Origin of the sequence: Vibrio sp. 10N.247.311.49, assembly GCF_041467655.1 — a bacterium.
GTDB lineage: Bacteria > Pseudomonadota > Gammaproteobacteria > Enterobacterales > Vibrionaceae > Vibrio > Vibrio crassostreae_C.
Genome location: NZ_JBFSVA010000016.1, coordinates 72875 through 88207, shown reverse-complemented (window position 1 = coordinate 88207; position 15333 = coordinate 72875). Strand labels below are relative to the sequence as shown.

Annotated in this window: 11 protein-coding genes; 4 read left to right on the top strand and 7 right to left on the bottom strand. The window is 43.8% G+C overall.

From position 1 onward, the window contains the following. Positions 1-89: 89 nt before the first annotated feature. Together AB6E54_RS15760 and AB6E54_RS15755 are read right to left on the bottom strand one after the other, a co-directional pair. A complete protein-coding gene (locus tag AB6E54_RS15760; protein WP_372106161.1) occupies positions 90-1766 on the bottom strand; it encodes a GTPase family protein in 1677 nt (558 codons plus the stop codon). Continuing rightward, a complete protein-coding gene (locus tag AB6E54_RS15755) occupies positions 1753-2868 on the bottom strand; it encodes a YcjF family protein (protein WP_372135675.1) in 1116 nt (371 codons plus the stop codon). The genes AB6E54_RS15760 and AB6E54_RS15755 overlap by 14 nt, the downstream gene beginning before the upstream one ends. Positions 2869-3107: 239 nt before the next feature. Here AB6E54_RS15755 and AB6E54_RS15750 point away from each other — a divergent pair, with 239 nt between their 5' ends. Then, the gene (locus AB6E54_RS15750; RefSeq protein ID WP_017063632.1) at positions 3108-3620 is read left to right on the top strand and encodes a peptide-methionine (S)-S-oxide reductase; all 513 of its coding nucleotides are present in this window, start codon (positions 3108-3110) and stop codon (positions 3618-3620) included. A 166-nt stretch (positions 3621-3786) separates the two neighbouring features. Here AB6E54_RS15750 and AB6E54_RS15745 read toward each other — a convergent pair whose 3' ends face one another. Then, positions 3787-5403 carry a polysaccharide lyase 6 family protein gene (locus tag AB6E54_RS15745; protein WP_372106159.1) on the bottom strand — a complete coding sequence of 539 codons (1617 nt, stop codon included), beginning with the start codon at positions 5401-5403 and terminating at the stop codon, positions 3787-3789. Positions 5404-5488: 85 nt separating this feature from the next. Next, entirely contained in the window at positions 5489-7261 is a 1773-nt protein-coding gene (locus AB6E54_RS15740) for a sodium:solute symporter family transporter (protein ID WP_017061461.1), read from the bottom strand. A gap of 509 nt (positions 7262-7770) precedes the next feature. Here AB6E54_RS15740 and AB6E54_RS15735 point away from each other — a divergent pair. Together AB6E54_RS15735 and AB6E54_RS15730 are read left to right on the top strand one after the other, a co-directional pair. Then, the gene (locus tag AB6E54_RS15735; RefSeq protein WP_017061462.1) at positions 7771-8382 is read left to right on the top strand and encodes a toxin-antitoxin system YwqK family antitoxin; all 612 of its coding nucleotides are present in this window, start codon (positions 7771-7773) and stop codon (positions 8380-8382) included. Between the two features lie 1287 nt (positions 8383-9669). Beyond that, positions 9670-10383 carry an oligogalacturonate-specific porin KdgM family protein gene (locus AB6E54_RS15730; protein ID WP_010438391.1) on the top strand — a complete coding sequence of 238 codons (714 nt, stop codon included), beginning with the start codon at positions 9670-9672 and terminating at the stop codon, positions 10381-10383. 134 nt (positions 10384-10517) lie between these two features. On the opposite strand, the gene AB6E54_RS15725 is transcribed toward AB6E54_RS15730, so the two are convergent. From AB6E54_RS15725 to AB6E54_RS15715, 3 genes are all read right to left on the bottom strand, one after another. Next, the gene (locus tag AB6E54_RS15725) at positions 10518-11261 is read right to left on the bottom strand and encodes a 3'-5' exonuclease (protein ID WP_102332126.1); all 744 of its coding nucleotides are present in this window, start codon (positions 11259-11261) and stop codon (positions 10518-10520) included. Further along, a complete protein-coding gene (locus tag AB6E54_RS15720; protein WP_102332125.1) occupies positions 11261-13123 on the bottom strand; it encodes a DUF294 nucleotidyltransferase-like domain-containing protein in 1863 nt (620 codons plus the stop codon). Before AB6E54_RS15720 ends, AB6E54_RS15725 begins: the two co-directional genes overlap by 1 nt. A gap of 278 nt (positions 13124-13401) precedes the next feature. Then, positions 13402-14121 (bottom strand): FadR/GntR family transcriptional regulator, encoded by a 720-nt coding sequence (locus AB6E54_RS15715; RefSeq protein ID WP_017072471.1) that lies wholly within the window; start codon positions 14119-14121, stop codon positions 13402-13404. A gap of 342 nt (positions 14122-14463) precedes the next feature. Between AB6E54_RS15715 and AB6E54_RS15710 the strand changes: the two genes are divergently transcribed. Then, the gene (locus AB6E54_RS15710; protein WP_102332124.1) at positions 14464-15240 is read left to right on the top strand and encodes an SDR family NAD(P)-dependent oxidoreductase; all 777 of its coding nucleotides are present in this window, start codon (positions 14464-14466) and stop codon (positions 15238-15240) included. The last annotated feature ends 93 nt before the right edge of the window (positions 15241-15333 follow it).

The following is a 15333-nucleotide window of genomic DNA, read 5'->3' as shown; positions in this document are numbered from 1 at the left end:
TAAAGCCAAGATCCAAAACTCGCCGATCTAGAAAAGATAAATTCTGATGAGGCTCAAACCTCACCAGAACCGTATTCGCAGTGAATGACTTACTTCTTCTTCACGGCTTGCTTGATGGCCATTTCAGCCAGTTTTGGTGTCGCCGCTTTCAATGCGCTGGGTGCCACCTTCTTACCCACTTTGACTGCTTTATTCAGTTGGCCTTTAACCGACGAGCCTCTTTTCATGGCTTCTAAACGTTGGCGATTTCTCTGAACGTTATTTGCGTCAGCGATACGCTCGATCAACGTCTGCCTTAAAGTATCTAAACCAAACTGTACCTTTTCTGGCGCAATCGCCAGCGGTAACACGATATCGGTTTGCAGCAATATATGATTGTATTCGAGCGCTTGAGCAATGATCTTCGCTTTGGTCGATGTTGGATTCTCTAAGTCATACGGCGGTTGCCAATCGTCTACAGGCTTTAATCGGTCTACCTGATTCACAACCGACACCACAATCGGCTTCTTGCGTGAGATGTTGTTAGGATCGTCATAGAAAGCATCAAATCTATCTTTCAATTGCTTATCCAAATCACGCGCAGATTGATTAGCTTTAAGCACCCATAACACCACATCGGCTTGGGTCATCTCTTTCAGCATTAAGGCTTCGGTTTTAGGATTGCCATCAAGCCCTTGAAGATCAACCACGCGAACATCATTGTCGTCGACAAACGCGTTGTAAACCGTTGAAGTGTCGGTTGATGGCAGTACATCCACTTCGGCAACCAGCTCTTGCTTAAGGGCATTAATCAGTGAAGATTTACCAGAGCTCGTTTGCCCCACCAGCACGATTCGCACGGGCTCTAACTCTGGAGCAAAGCGTTGTTCGTCGAGTTCAGACACATCGGACGCTTTCAATGCTTCATCTTCAATGCTGAAACGTCCGCTATAGAGATCAATCGCCACCGCCGCAACTTCATCTAATAAGGCTTGTTTGGCGGCGTATTGCATGTCATCAACCACACCTCTTGTCATTGAAGATGTCGCTTGCTCTCTCCCTAAATCAGAAACAACTTTTAGCGGGTTCAAATAGAGGTTTTTGAGGTGATTCCCCCAAATAGCGGCCTTAACGATCTTCTGCCCTAGCTCACCGTATTTATCGTAGGCTTCGTAGCCCGCTTTGATGTAAGAAACCTTGAGATACTCAATGCCGGGGATATGCTCTCGCACTACCAACTTGTAGCGTCGGCTGACCTCTTCGAACAGCTTTAGCCCTTCAGGAATCGAAAAATCGAGTGATTTCTTATCAAACTTTTTCGCAACAAATTCAAGTACCTCTAAACCGGTTTGGTCTAGGTTACCCCACTCTATGTCGACCATTAATTGTTGGCGTACATGGTGTTTTGAATCATTCCAGATCGACAGTTCTTTTTGAGACCAATCAGCCGAAGCCTTAACCAATGCATCGTTGATATCAGCTTTTTTATGCTGTGATTCAGCTTCAGCAGTATCCTCGCCAAGGCCGCCACTCTCTTTATTCGAGAAAGACTCTTTATTTGAAGAGCGGCTTGAAGAACGGCTAGAAATGAATAAAGGAATGGTGAACACCAAGGTACTCACGGCAATGGCAATCGACATTTCGAGTAGATAACCGTATTTGATCGCCAAGAAGACACCAAAAACCATCATGATAATGCTTGGGAAGATCGCCGACATCAGGGCAATGCCCCAGCGTCCGCTCGATAGCACCGCCAGTAATCGAAATAGGTTTCTAATTTTCTTCATAACCCGACGCCGCCTTTCCTTTTTTCAGAGATTCTTTGTAGATCTTCTGCATCTCTTGTTCAGACACTTCTTCACCTTTGTTCTTATGATAGAAGTAAAAACAAGCCGCGCGACCTAAACCATAAGAGGTGCCGAAACTCATTGCCGCTGCAGCCACCGCACCTACCGTTTGACCATAAACTGGAATCAGCTTTATCAACTGTCGAGTGCCCAGCTTCATTCCGTATTGCAAAGCAAAGCTGCTTCCCAGAGTGCCTATCAACTCACTAAAGACTCTCTTATTCCATTCGACCCCATATTGATTGGCCAAGCTGTGAAGCATTTTGGCTTGAATCGCAGGTACCGACACCAAACCAACACCCGGAATCAGGTCACTCGCTGCGGCACTTCCTGCATACCAAAGCACTTCGTTTTCTACTTGATCAAAGTTGGCTTCTTCTTGCGTGGAATGTTCTTTGTCTTGCACCATCATTCCTATCACCGGAAGAATACTGCTCAGCTTTTCTAACAAGATGTCATAGTTGTAAACCGCTTCGCTGTTAGACATAGCGTTGTCATCCGTTTCGAAATCGACCGCTACCGATTCAAACTCTTTACCCCAAGCCTTCTCTACTTGGTTGCTGTTGAACTGAATTTGCCTTGCTCGATCTGGTTCACTGGAAGACAACACCGCCGTATGAAGCAGCAACAAGTGTTTAATCTTCTTCTGTTTCTTAATCTGTTTTAGAGCCGTAAGCACAGCGGATTGTTCAGGTTCGTCGGCTTTCATTACAACGACTAACGCATTACCTGCCTGACCAATCTCTTCCAAATCCTCTTTCGCATCGTAATTCGCTTCGCTGAGTCCTCTGGTATCAAGAAACCTCATCACGGGTTTGTCTTGCGGAAACTCATACGACATCGCCGTCATGGTACAAGGCGCAAAACCATTGCCCACTTCTACAGAAGAGTCGCCCGTGACCGCTTGAATAAACGATGACTTGCCCGCCCCCGTTTTGCCCAACAGCCACAATGTAGGAAGATGCTTGCGCTGATATTCATGAGCCTGAGTCAAGTCTGGGTTCTTGCTCGGATTAATGAAGTCTTTTATTTGATCAAACATGTTTAGAGTAACGCTCACTTGATGTTGAGATTCGAGTTGATGACAAAGCAATACTGACTTATATAATCACAAATCATATTAAACTTATGTTTGTTCAGTCGCACCGGTTTACAATGCCTAAACGCTTGTTTTTATTTGCGCGCTCATTTTTATAGACGCTTTTTTATACGTACGGGTATCATCGTATTGATTCGGGTACCTAACGAACATCAACAAACACAGAGAGCTCAAAGAGAAGTATGGAACAAATTTATTTAGCTGGCGGCTGCTTGTGGGGTGTACAAGAATTTATTAAGTACGTTCCTGGTGTTATCAGCACAGAAGCAGGCCGTGCTAATGGAAGCGCCCAGCCAACAGAGAACAAAACGACACAAAGCGACGGCACACAAAGCGATTACAATGGCTACGCGGAGTGCGTACAAATTGAATTTGATCCAAACATCACGTCAGTCACGATTTTGATGGAACACTTGTTTGAGATTATCGACCCTTACAGCTTGAATAAACAAGGTGTCGATGTCGGAGAGAAATACCGCACAGGTGTATACAGCACTAATGCAGAACACTTAACCGAAGCTAAGCACTATATTTCTTCAAGAGATGATGCCGACCGTATCGCTGTTGAGGTGTTGCCGTTGACCAATTATGTTGCCAGCGACGACATCCACCAGCATCACTTAAGTCACTTCCCTGAAGATCACCACTTATGTCATATCCCTTGGGATCTACTGCATAAGTATAAATCACAGTAGTCTCGACGTAAGATTGAGATGATCACGACCTAAGATCGATAAAGCCTCAACAGACATTATCTGTTGAGGCTTTTTAAGTGTTATGGTCAGGACAGCTATCGTGAATTGATTTGGTAGCTCAAGCCATTAACCTTTAGCCATTAGCCATTAGCCATTAACTAATAAATTACTTAGTCGTATTCTCAAGCACGTAGTCTGGACCCGCTGTTTCAGCTGTCACAACCGCAAGTTTAGACACGTCTGCGCCTTCACCTTGGTAAGCGTTAATGCCATTTTCTACAACGACTTTTGGTAGCTCAACCGAGTAGCCTTCGATCAGTTCAGAATCCGTTACTTGACCTACGTAAGTTTCGTCTGTGTAGGTTGCGCCAACTAATGGGAAGTCTTGCGTTGCACGGACACTTACAAATTCAGGTGACTGCGAGTTATCAACCACATTGTGTTTAAACGCCACATCAACACCCGCATAAATGCCTTCCACTTCTGCGTTGTTGAACAGGCTTACACGGTGACTTTGGTTGCCGTAAACAATGCCCCACTCAGTATCAACTAGAGAGTTATTCTCGATCGTGATGTTTTTCGGTGTCCACTGCTTATTAAGCTCTTTGCCTTTCACCGATTGATCTAGCTGCTCACCATTCGCTACGTCGATGATGCCCGTGTTAATAACAATGCCGCCACGTAGATCAGCGTTGCCTTCAATCACACCATCACGACCACGAGTGTTGGCAATGTAGTTATTGCGAATCACATGATCTTCATCGTAGATACGAATGCCGCCCGTTAGGCGCTTTCCATTGCCAAGAATCATGTTGTTCTCAACTGTGTTGCCTTTACCGTGGCGCAGTGAAATAAGAGCTGCACTTTGGAAGATCGTGTTGCCTGAGATCGTGTTGTCGCCCGACTTAATCGAGATAAGCTCACGCTCACCATCCATATCGATCATTAGGTTGTTCACGAACTTAGAACTTGAATCCCACTGTGAAGATTTAGAATCACCAATACGGATCGCTTCCCAGCTGTTGCCGTTGTAACGAATCGCTTCTTTAATGTCGAATTCGTTGAACTGGTTAGGCTTTTGGTCCATGAAGATGTTGTTTGCGATCAGGTGGTTGTCTGCTGTGTCATCTTTTTGCACACCAATCAAAGTGCCGCGTTTTTGCTTACCTTCGAAACGGTTGTTGATGACTTTGCCGTCTTTACCCCATAGAGAAACCCAAAGATACTTTGGATACTCAGAACGACGCTCGTCTGGCTCGTACGTGTAATCGTGGTTGAAGTAGTAGAATGTTGAGTTTTGAAGCGTATTGCCATTACCCATCATACGAACTGCGCCAAAGCGTTCGTTAGGACCGCCCTCAGTAAATACCAAGCCATCAAGCGTGATGTCATCACCTTTCAGTTCAAACTGAATCAAACCAGTGATCCACGCAGAACCTGCTTGCTCGGCCTTGATAGTGATGTCATTCGCCGTGATCGTCACTTGACCTAAGTTCGCGTATTTACCGGCAGGGATCACCAGTTCGTCGCCATCTTTTAGGTTTTCAAATTGTGCTTTAAGCGCAGCCACTTGCTCTTCCGAAGCAACGGCTAAAGTGTCGCCATCTACCTCTGTTAAGCGGTCACTGCTCAATAGGTAACTACGGTCAATTTCGCTAACAGCAGGCGTAGCTTGTTCAGCGACACTGACTACGGGTGCTGTTTTTTCTTGTGTTGTACAGCCTGTTGCAAAAGCGAGTGCGAACGCGCTAATAATGCTTACCGATAATAGTTTTTTGTTCATCGTACATCTCACATTAAAGTTTGGATTATAAAAATGACGACCACCCGTTCAGGTGGCCGTGATGTTATTTAGGATGCGTATTAAATTAGCCTTCGGCTGGAGTCACTTCGTCTTGTTGCTCGACTTTGTCATCGACTGCTTTAACAAGTAACAGACCAACAGAGAACACAATCAAGCCACACAGAACGAATACCATGCGTCCCCACATTGGGTTTGGCAGTACGAACATAGTCATTACGCCCACACCCGCTACCGCGATAAGTGAACCCAACATACGACGTTGCTTGTTATCCAGTTTCTTCTGTTCATTACTTTCAGCAACTAGTGGCGTCGCTAGGTTGTTGAAGAACTTGTCTACGTCTTTCTCACGGTGCTCAGCAAGAGGCTTGTAGAACAGTGTTGAAAGAACAAAGAAGCCAGCAGTAAATATGATGTGACCGATAAGGCCGATAGCCACTTTCAGGTCAGCCCACTCACGGCCAGTTAGTTCATTTAGACCGAACCAGTTTTGAATCATGTCCGCAGTGATAACGAAACCAACGAAGTAAGAAACCACACCACCTACAACTAGCGTGCCCCAACCTGCCCAATCCGGTGTTTTACGGATGAAGAAGCCACAGAATGCTGGAATTGTCATTGGGAAGCCGATCAATGCGCCCACGTACATCATGGTGTCGAAAAGGCTCAGACCTTTAAGAGAGTTGATGAACAGAGCAACCAAGATGATCGCGATACCGAAGAAGGTAGACGTTAGTTTAGAAACAACCATTAGCTCTTTCTCTGTCGCTTTAGGACGAAGAATCGGCTCGTAGAAGTTCTTAACGAAGATACCTGAGTTACGGTTTAGACCTGAGTCCATTGAAGACATTGTTGCTGCGAACATAGCGGCAATCAGAAGGCCAACCATACCTGCAGGCATGTATTCTTGAACGAAGTAAAGGTAAGCGAAGTCAGCGGCTTTGCTGCCAGCTTCTGGGTAAGCTGCTGCTAAATCAACACCTTGACCTGCCATGAACCAAGAAGGCATGAACCAGATGATTGGACCAAGCGTCATTAGTACACAAGCAAGTAGAGCTGCTTTACGTGCGTTATTTGAATCTTTCGCAGCAAGGTAGCGGTAAGAGTTAAGCATGTTGTTGGTGATGCTGAACTGCTTTAAGAAGATGAACACAGCCCAGATGCTGAAGATGCTCATGTAGTTCAGGTTATCACCCGTAATGAATGAATCTGTTGGGAAGTCGTTAACGATCTGCGTAACGCCGCCACCGTGGTAAATCGCAACCACAGCACACGTCACCGTTACCGCCATGATGATAACCATCTGCATAAAGTCAGATGCGATTACCGCCCAAGAGCCGCCTGTTACTGACATTACTAGTACAACCAGACCCGTTAGGACAATCGTCGTTGTCATATCAAAGCCGAAGATACCCGATGCGATGATTGCTAGACCATTCAACCAAATACCTGCAGAGATAACGCTGTTTGGCATACCAGACCAAGTAAATACTTGCTCATTCACCTTACCAAAACGCATACGAATCGCTTCAATTACCGTCACAACACGCAGTTGACGGAACTTCGGAGCGAAGTAAAGGTAGTTCATTAGGTAACCGAATGCGTTCGCGATGAAGATAATCGCTACGGCAAAGCCATCGGTAAAGGCTTTACCTGCTGCACCAGTAAATGTCCAAGCACTGAACTGGGTCATAAATGCGGTTGCACCTACCATCCACCACAGCATATTACCTCCCCCACGGAAGTAATCACTTGTCGTACTTGTAAACGTTCGAAACATCCACCCTATCGCAATTAAGAATAGGAAGTAGATGCCAACTATCAGGGTATTGAGTTCCATCGTTAGACCTTTTATTTATGTTTTTTTGTTGAGGTCACTATAAATAAATGGCAAGTATATTTGTACTACAATAATCCAAATGCGTGACAATGATCTTACAGTCTGACACCCAATTAATCATACAAGTGATCGAGTTCAAAGTTGCACCACCTAGGAGCGCAATTCCTCAAGTCAGTGCAGTTATCCGCACTAAATTTCGACCAAAACCCCGAAAAATATGAACAAAGTCTCTAAAAATCGAAGATTAATCGTTAAAAACTATTATTCTTGACGATCAAAGCTTAAAGAAGAGCAGCAAAAATATCGTTAGATATAATTTATAAAAATGAATTAAACCAATATATTTGTAGTACAAATAAGATCGATAATTTGCTTTTAAAAGTTCCCTATATTAGGCAGCCAATAATGAAAACTTGAAAACCACTATTAGATACTGACAGGGATACACGGAAGTGAAATGCTTTTAACACACCCGTTACACTTTCCCCGTCCAATAAAAAGGTGTCATTATGAAGAAATACGTTCCAATCTTAATTGCTCTTAGTACGGTATCTTCTATGAGCTATGCAGCAACACCGCGTGAAGATGCTGTTGACTACTTACAGATGCGTAAAGGCGTGGCTTACCAAGTAAACCATTCAAAACCTTTCACTGGTCAATTTGAAGAGAAGTTCGATAACGGCCAAGTCGCGACCCAAGCTCAGTTTGCCGATGGCTTAGAACTTGGGCTAGAAACTAACTGGTATCCGAATGGCCAAGTCGCTTCTAAAGTGAATTACGTAAAAGGTGAACTGCAAGGCAAAGCTGAAACCTGGTATCCAAACGGACAGAAAAAAGCAGAACTCAATTATAAAGACAATGAACTATCAGGCACCGCCTCTCGCTGGTATCCCAATGGGGAACAAAGCTTGACAGCTGAATACAGCGACGGACAAAAAGATGGATTGGTAACGGACTACTACCCGAACGGTAATAAGGCCAGCCAAGCGAAGTTTGATGAAGGTGAAGTCGCGAACGGAAAACTTACTCGCTGGAATACTAACGGTGACAAAGTGGAAGAACTGACCTTTAAAGATCACAAAGTCACCTCTAAACAGGTGTGGATGCCTACAGAAAGCTAAGCCTCAAGAACAGCTCTCACGGAGCTCTTTGATATAACTAAACGCCTGCTGTTAAAGTTTGCAGCTACACGTCTGCAACTAAGAGACAAGAGAAGAGAAGAGAAGGGAAACGAACATTCATGTGATTAAGCGTGAATGTTCGTGGCTTTGATGCTGTAACAGACTCACTTGAGCGTGTTGTCATCAACCTAAAAGCCTATTCTTAAGCCGCGGTTTACACGCTTATTGAGCCGCACACGACTCTCTACTCAAATTTCAAATAAAAAAACGCTCATGTTGCCTGTATCAACATGAGCGCAAGGGTAGATCTTCGACTACCATCTCCTACCTTTCTAGATGAAAGCAGAAGTTATAATTAGAATAGTTGGGAGCAATAATCAAAATGCTCTTACAAGCACTTCAACGATTTCTTCTTTTTCATCAGTTTAGAGCGACTATATCCAATCGTTCTAACTCCGATCTCTATAGCAGGCTATGTAACTGCCTTGCCTACTACACTTCAAACCTTTTTTGATTGAGGCTTTTTATCCCCTCACGGCAAATACATCGTACTTTTAGGTATGTTAACTTTTAGACTATCTTCGCTTTTAAACAAAGCCTTAGCCCTAAAACCATCATCCCAATGCAGCTATGAACCATAAGTTCATCCATTCACGTCGGTAGTCACTTAAAACTAACCGACAGAATCACTACCTAAAACCATACAGATGCATGTGCACCTGTTTAACGTACTGACGATATGAGTTGCCACATAAAGTTATTAAATAATAATGTATTACAAATAAAAATGACAACTAAAGATTCAATTTTTTGCTGTAGCGCACATTTATTGATAGACAAAACTCAGAAAATCAACATAACCTGAAAAATAACCATTAAAAAACAAAGGCTTAATTCAAACCCTAACTTTGTAACCCTTTGTAAATAGTGGTTTTATCATGACAACACGATCTAATTCACAGAACCTCACCATTCTAATCGCTAGCATATTTGTAGTATTTTAATTCAAAAGAAAGAGTAACCCTACACACGAAAACAAACGTCATCGCATTGAGCGTATAACTCCGCTTTACCTAAAAGCCGGCGTTGCTAGGGAAAACCCTGAATGGTGAAACTGGCAACTTAGACAGACTTTAGCAAGTTCACAATGAAAAAGAACTTAGCGGAAATATGGGCTCAGCGCGACGTAGAACGACTTTACCCAAAACTTTAATCCCAATACAACAAAGGGCTCAACGTTGGTCCTTTATTAACCATTTTTTATTTAGATACAGTGGAAACAATAAAATGATAAAAACGAATAAAGTAACGCTTGCAGTATTAGCAACTCTTTTTGCAGGCAGCGTGTCTGCGGCATCACTAGATTTTCGTGAAGAGTACAAGCACGATTCGGAAGAATGGGCTGGTCGAGTGAAAATTGGTGGTAGCACAGGTAATCATTACTACGGCGTAGAAATGAAGCACAAGGGTAACCTAAGCGAACTTCAACGTGGTGATAACGAATTTGAATACGGCTACCACTTCAAATTCGATAACAACTGGCGTGTAACAACTTCAATGCCGATTACTTTCGGTGATGAAGCGGTAACTTACAAACCGCAAGTACGTGTTCAATACAAATTTGATTCAGGTGTAACAACGAAACTTCGTTACCGCCATGAGTTCCGCAATTATGCATCAGGTAAAACTTCAACAGGCCTTGATGGTAAGCAACACGACTCATTAAATGCCGGTAAAATTACGGGTAATATCGATTACAACTGGAACGCTTGGCAGTTTGGCTTTGAAGCAAACTACAAAGAAGATTTCTTTAATGACGAATGGAAAATGGGTAACAACGGCGAGTACGAGTGGGACTACAACATGAAGATCGGCTACAAAGAAGCAGATTGGAGCTGGCGCCCATACGTAGAATTTGGCAACGTTCAATGTACAAGTGATACGGTGTGTGACTCAAGCCGTCAACTACGTAGCCGTGTAGGTATTACTTACAGCTTCTAATCGATAGCTACATGAATAATCTAAGATAATTACTGTCCTAATTTTCTAAGACCTAAACAAAAGCCAGCTTAATCGCTGGCTTTTTTTCCTTTAAAATCAGTAAAATAAGAGCCGCGCACTTGCAGCTCTTTTTCCTAGTGACTAATCCGATAGAGAAAGGCAACGGTCACATTATCGTTAGGCACAACTCGCTTCTGCTGAGCCAAAAACAATTCCGCTGTCGAAACGGCATCGGCTAATGCATTGTGGCTGTTGTACTCAGGAAGCCCGTACCTTTCGCGAGTCCCTGCCAAGGTTAAATCGACTTCTTCATGATTGCTGATCGCTTTCTCCATGCTTTTCTCAATACACAAGGTATCAAGCCAAAGCAGAGGAATCGCTCTTAAACCGTAGCAGCGAAGAATGTATTGGCTAATGAACTTCTCTTCGACTACACACGCGTGCGCGACGATAATCTTGCCTTTCGCTGCTTCGAAGAAAGCGAGCATCGCATCATGAATAGATGCGCCCTCTTCCAGCATCTGTGGTGTGATGTGGTTAATCACCGCAGTTTCAGCGTTAATCTGAGAATCATTGTTCAGGTAGATATGCTTGGCAGAAGCCAAATCGATTCGTCCTTTCACCACATCGACCCATCCCATAGACAAGATAAGATCTTGTTCGCTGTCTAAGCCTGTGGTTTCGAGATCCAACACGATATAGTCGCTGTCTTTGGCCAAATCCGTCATTTCAGGACAAGGCTGTTCTACCAGATCATGTAACGCTTCTGGCAGCTTAACCGTACCCAAATATTGCTTACGCTTGCGTTTAATTCGTTCAAGCGGGTGAAAATAGTTTAGCATTCGTTTTAAACATTTATTAGTTGAACATAGCTTCATTAACGTGCTCCGAAACGAATTTTCGCCGCTTCTTGAAGGTCAGCAATGATCCTAAAGGCATCTTTCAAGTGTTTACGCTCAAAGCTACCAAAGCTATCTGGGTTGATGTTGTTGTCAGGCACATCCCCGTTCTTCAGCGCTTCAAGTTGATGGCCAAAACGGAAAGAGAGAATGAACTGGTAAGCACCCAGAATGTTCTTGAATGCATCGTCGCTCAGCATGCCTTTTTCATTGGCAGCAGCGAAACGTTCGTCAGTCGCCGACAAATCGCACTCCACAGCAAGGCCATAAATACGCGCTAAGTCGATAATCAAGTTGATCGCGTACTTCTTCACGTTCAACGTTTTCTTATTCTCACCTGACTTCTCTAGCACTAAGCTATTGAAGATGCCAAGTGGCGGGTTGGTATTGACCGCGTCTTTCACTAGCGTGCTTAAAAACTCACGGTTACCGCGAATATTGCTATGCAGCTCATCGCGCAGAATACCTTCGAACTCACTGTTGCCGTAGATAGTACGAATTTCTAGGAACACACTGATATTAAGCAAGCGTTCGTACTCTGGGTTAGCCACCCACTTCTTGTAGTAGTGCTTCCATACACTGAGTGGCTGACACCATTTTGGCGTCGCAGCCATGAATTTACCTGGACATAATGGGTAGTGACAGCTTGCTAAGCCGTTGGTCACCATCATCGATAAGTGTTTGAAGTAAATACGGTCACTGTCGGTTGCATCGTCAGCAAGAACAATCGCGCTGTCTTGGTCCGACAACATATGCACTTCATTACGTGCGTGCGATCCGGCTACGATCCAAGAGAAATCACACGGTGGTGGGCCTAACTTATCAATCGCTATTTGAATCAATCGACGGGTGTAGGCGTCCATAATCATGGTCATTACCTTGCCGACGGTTTCAGGCGCCACTTTACCTTCCACCAGCGCTTCAAAAATAGCTTGTCGCTCTGAGGTGAACGAAGACATGGTTTTCACGCTGCCCGCGTATTTGATTTTCTCGATCAAGAATATCGCTTGAACACGGTGGTTTTGAACCAAATGAGACGTAGTAAGAAGACCAACGACCTTATTCTCTTTCACAACGGGCAAGTTACGGATATTAAATTGCATCATGATAGAGGCCGCATGCAGCACCAGATCATCCGGTTTTACAGTAAGTGGAGAGTGCGTCATTACCTCTGAGATCAGGCTATCAGTACTCACGCCGTGGGCAATCACTCGCTTAGTCATGTCTCGGTCGGTGATCAAACCAACAATGGTTTCACCTTCATAGATCACGGCACACGGTGAGCGTTGATGAAGCATTTCAACCGCAACCGACTGGATGGTTTGCTCAGACTTAACAATTGCCACCTGCCCGCTTGCCACTTCCTCAACTTTACGAATGAACAGGCCTTTCTCTTTATTCGACCAGACCACATCCAGTGCCGACTTCAAGCGAACCTGCGCCTGTGAAGCAAAGTGTTCTGCGCAACTTGGAAAGGCTTTGAAAAGCGTTTGAAGTGCCGAGTGTGGAATCACATAAAGTAAAGTGTTTTCGATTGAGACAGCTCTATAGCCTTTTTCGTCGTTGACTTCAGAATCTAAGAACGTAAAGCCAAACAAATCTTCACTGCCTAGACGGGCACGAAGCACACCATCCGATTTTCGTTGCTCCATAGAGCCCGTTCGAATGATATAGAGCGATTTTTCCTTCCCAGACTCACACAAATCGACCACATCTCCCTTGCCGAGATAAGTAATTTGCACGTTAGAGGCAAGTTCGCGAAGTGCTTGTTTAGGGATTTTATCGAATGGGTCGATTTGACCTATGAATTGAAGAATATTTGGCAGTAGAGACTGGGGCATAATCACACTCACAATAATTTAATTAGTATTATTATATAACTTAAAATACTGGTTACTAGTGCTTTTAACGAAACAGCAAATAATAGATTAAATATTGGACACCAGTCAGGTTTTCATCAAATTTGGATGCAAAAAAAGCACGTATGGAACGTGCTTTTTAGAGGTCACTGCTGAAATTAGCTTTTGAATAACCGTAATTTTAACTTTGACTACCCTAGTTTTACGAGAATGCCCTCTCGAATGCAAAACGATCAAAGCTAAAATAACAGTGAAAACAATTAACTAGCGGCTGGTAATCTGTGGTTTGTTTCTAACAGGTGACTTGCTGACGCGTGGCGTGCTTTGTCACTATTACCTGCCATGATTGCTTCATAAATCTGGCGGTGTTCGTTAATACAAGTACTTCCCTCTTCAGAAGAGTGAGAAATAAAGTTAACAAACATGGTCGTTAAGATGTTACCAAATGGAAGATAGAAGTCGTTACCTGTTGCATTGAAGATCAGGCTATGGAACTTCATGTCGATATCTAGCCAACGCTCTTGATCAAGCGTTTCTTCGCTAGAAATTTCTACCATTTGTTGGAAAATACCAGACAGCTCAATGCGTTGTTCTGCACTCGCGAACTGAGCAGCTAAAGCACACGCTTCTGGTTCAATCGCGCGGCGTAAACCCAAAAACTGATGACAGAATTGGTCTGTATCGGCCAAACCGTCCATCCATTCGATCAATTGTGGATCTAAGAAGTTCCAGAATGCACGGTCAACAACGCGAGTACCGATCTTAGGACGAGATTCTAATAGGCCTTTTGAAGTCAGAAGCTTAACCGCTTCTCTTAATGCTGTTCTACTGATACCAAATTGCTCACACAGAGCCATCTCACCAGGGATAATAGAACCTTGAGGCAAATTGCCCGACAAAATACCACGGGCGATTTCACGTGCAACTTGCACATGAAGGCTTCGCTTAGAGCCTGAAATAGAATTGAAAGAGCCAGCCATGTGTCTACTTACCGATTAGATATGTATTATTTAACTCGGACTATAGCACTGATTTATATCTTCACCAACACAGCATCAGAATAACGTGAGGTCACTACCAGTAAAGGTTGGAGCAATATTTCACAAACCTGCTCATCTTTAGGTTTATAAAACCAATTCAACCTATTAATTCATACAAATAGTTCTCATTTACTATTTCAATGTATGCGTGAACTCACAAAACCACCCTTACTCTCACTATTTATGTCGGTAATAACCCGTTTTTAGATAAACACCCTTGAATATAGCAAGTGTTATTGTATGATTTATTGGCGTGAATAATCTACAATATAGGCGGCTCTGATGTTTAACGATTTAAAAGGCAAACGCATTCTAATTACTGGCTCTACTGCTGGTATGGGTTTAGCTACCGCACGTGTCTTTGCAAAATACGGCGCAAAAATCGGCATCAATAGTCGTGCTTTCAGCCCAAAAGTCGATGACGTTCTATCTGAACTTACCGCACTGGGTGGCGATGTTGCCTTTTTTCCTGCAAACCTAATGGACACATTAGAGTGCGAAAGGTTAGTCAAAGAGTTCACTGATCATTTTGGTGGCATGGACGTGTTGATTAACAACGCCGGTGGCCTTGGTGGTCGCGCCAATCTAGAAAATATCGATGATGAGTTTTATGAGCGCGTAATGAACCTTAATGTTCGCTCTGCGCTGATGACAACCAAGTTCTCTATTCCTCACTTACGTGCGTCTGCCGCAGAGTCTGGCCAAACATCGAGTGTTATTAGCACGGGTTCGATTGCCGCTCGTGAAGGTGGTGGTGTGGGTGCTGGTGTATATGCCGCATCGAAAGCTTGGTTACACGATATCCATCGGAACTGGGTAAAAGAATTTGCTAAAGACAATATCCGTTTCAACATAGTTTCACCAGGCACTATCGATACCGCATTTCATGACGGCAAAAGCGATGAGCTAAAGTCGACCATTGCTAGCAATATCCCTATGGGTCGCTTTGGCAGTATTGAAGAAGTAGCACCTACTTTTGCTTTCTTTGCCTCACATGCTTGCAGCGGTTACATCACAGGTCAAATCCTAGATGTTAACGGCGGACAAATAACGCCCTAGTTAGCTGGTTTATATAAGCTCACTCAGCGATTTAAGTTCGCCACACTATATAAGGTTAACAGACCCGAGTAGATGAGGGAAAACCTCACACTA

Excerpts from the sequence above, each read along its gene's own strand:
- AB6E54_RS15760 (WP_372106161.1), bottom strand. The coding sequence starts at position 1,766 with ATGAAGAAAATTAGAAACCTATTTCGATTACTGGCGGTGCTATCGAGC.
- AB6E54_RS15755 (WP_372135675.1), bottom strand. The coding sequence starts at position 2,868 with ATGTTTGATCAAATAAAAGACTTCATTAATCCGAGCAAGAACCCAGAC.
- AB6E54_RS15750 (WP_017063632.1), top strand. The coding sequence starts at position 3,108 with ATGGAACAAATTTATTTAGCTGGCGGCTGCTTGTGGGGTGTACAAGAA.
- AB6E54_RS15745 (WP_372106159.1), bottom strand. The coding sequence starts at position 5,403 with ATGAACAAAAAACTATTATCGGTAAGCATTATTAGCGCGTTCGCACTC.
- AB6E54_RS15740 (WP_017061461.1), bottom strand. The coding sequence starts at position 7,261 with ATGGAACTCAATACCCTGATAGTTGGCATCTACTTCCTATTCTTAATT.
- AB6E54_RS15735 (WP_017061462.1), top strand. The coding sequence starts at position 7,771 with ATGAAGAAATACGTTCCAATCTTAATTGCTCTTAGTACGGTATCTTCT.
- AB6E54_RS15730 (WP_010438391.1), top strand. The coding sequence starts at position 9,670 with ATGATAAAAACGAATAAAGTAACGCTTGCAGTATTAGCAACTCTTTTT.
- AB6E54_RS15725 (WP_102332126.1), bottom strand. The coding sequence starts at position 11,261 with ATGAAGCTATGTTCAACTAATAAATGTTTAAAACGAATGCTAAACTAT.
- AB6E54_RS15720 (WP_102332125.1), bottom strand. The coding sequence starts at position 13,123 with ATGCCCCAGTCTCTACTGCCAAATATTCTTCAATTCATAGGTCAAATC.
- AB6E54_RS15715 (WP_017072471.1), bottom strand. The coding sequence starts at position 14,121 with ATGGCTGGCTCTTTCAATTCTATTTCAGGCTCTAAGCGAAGCCTTCAT.
- AB6E54_RS15710 (WP_102332124.1), top strand. The coding sequence starts at position 14,464 with ATGTTTAACGATTTAAAAGGCAAACGCATTCTAATTACTGGCTCTACT.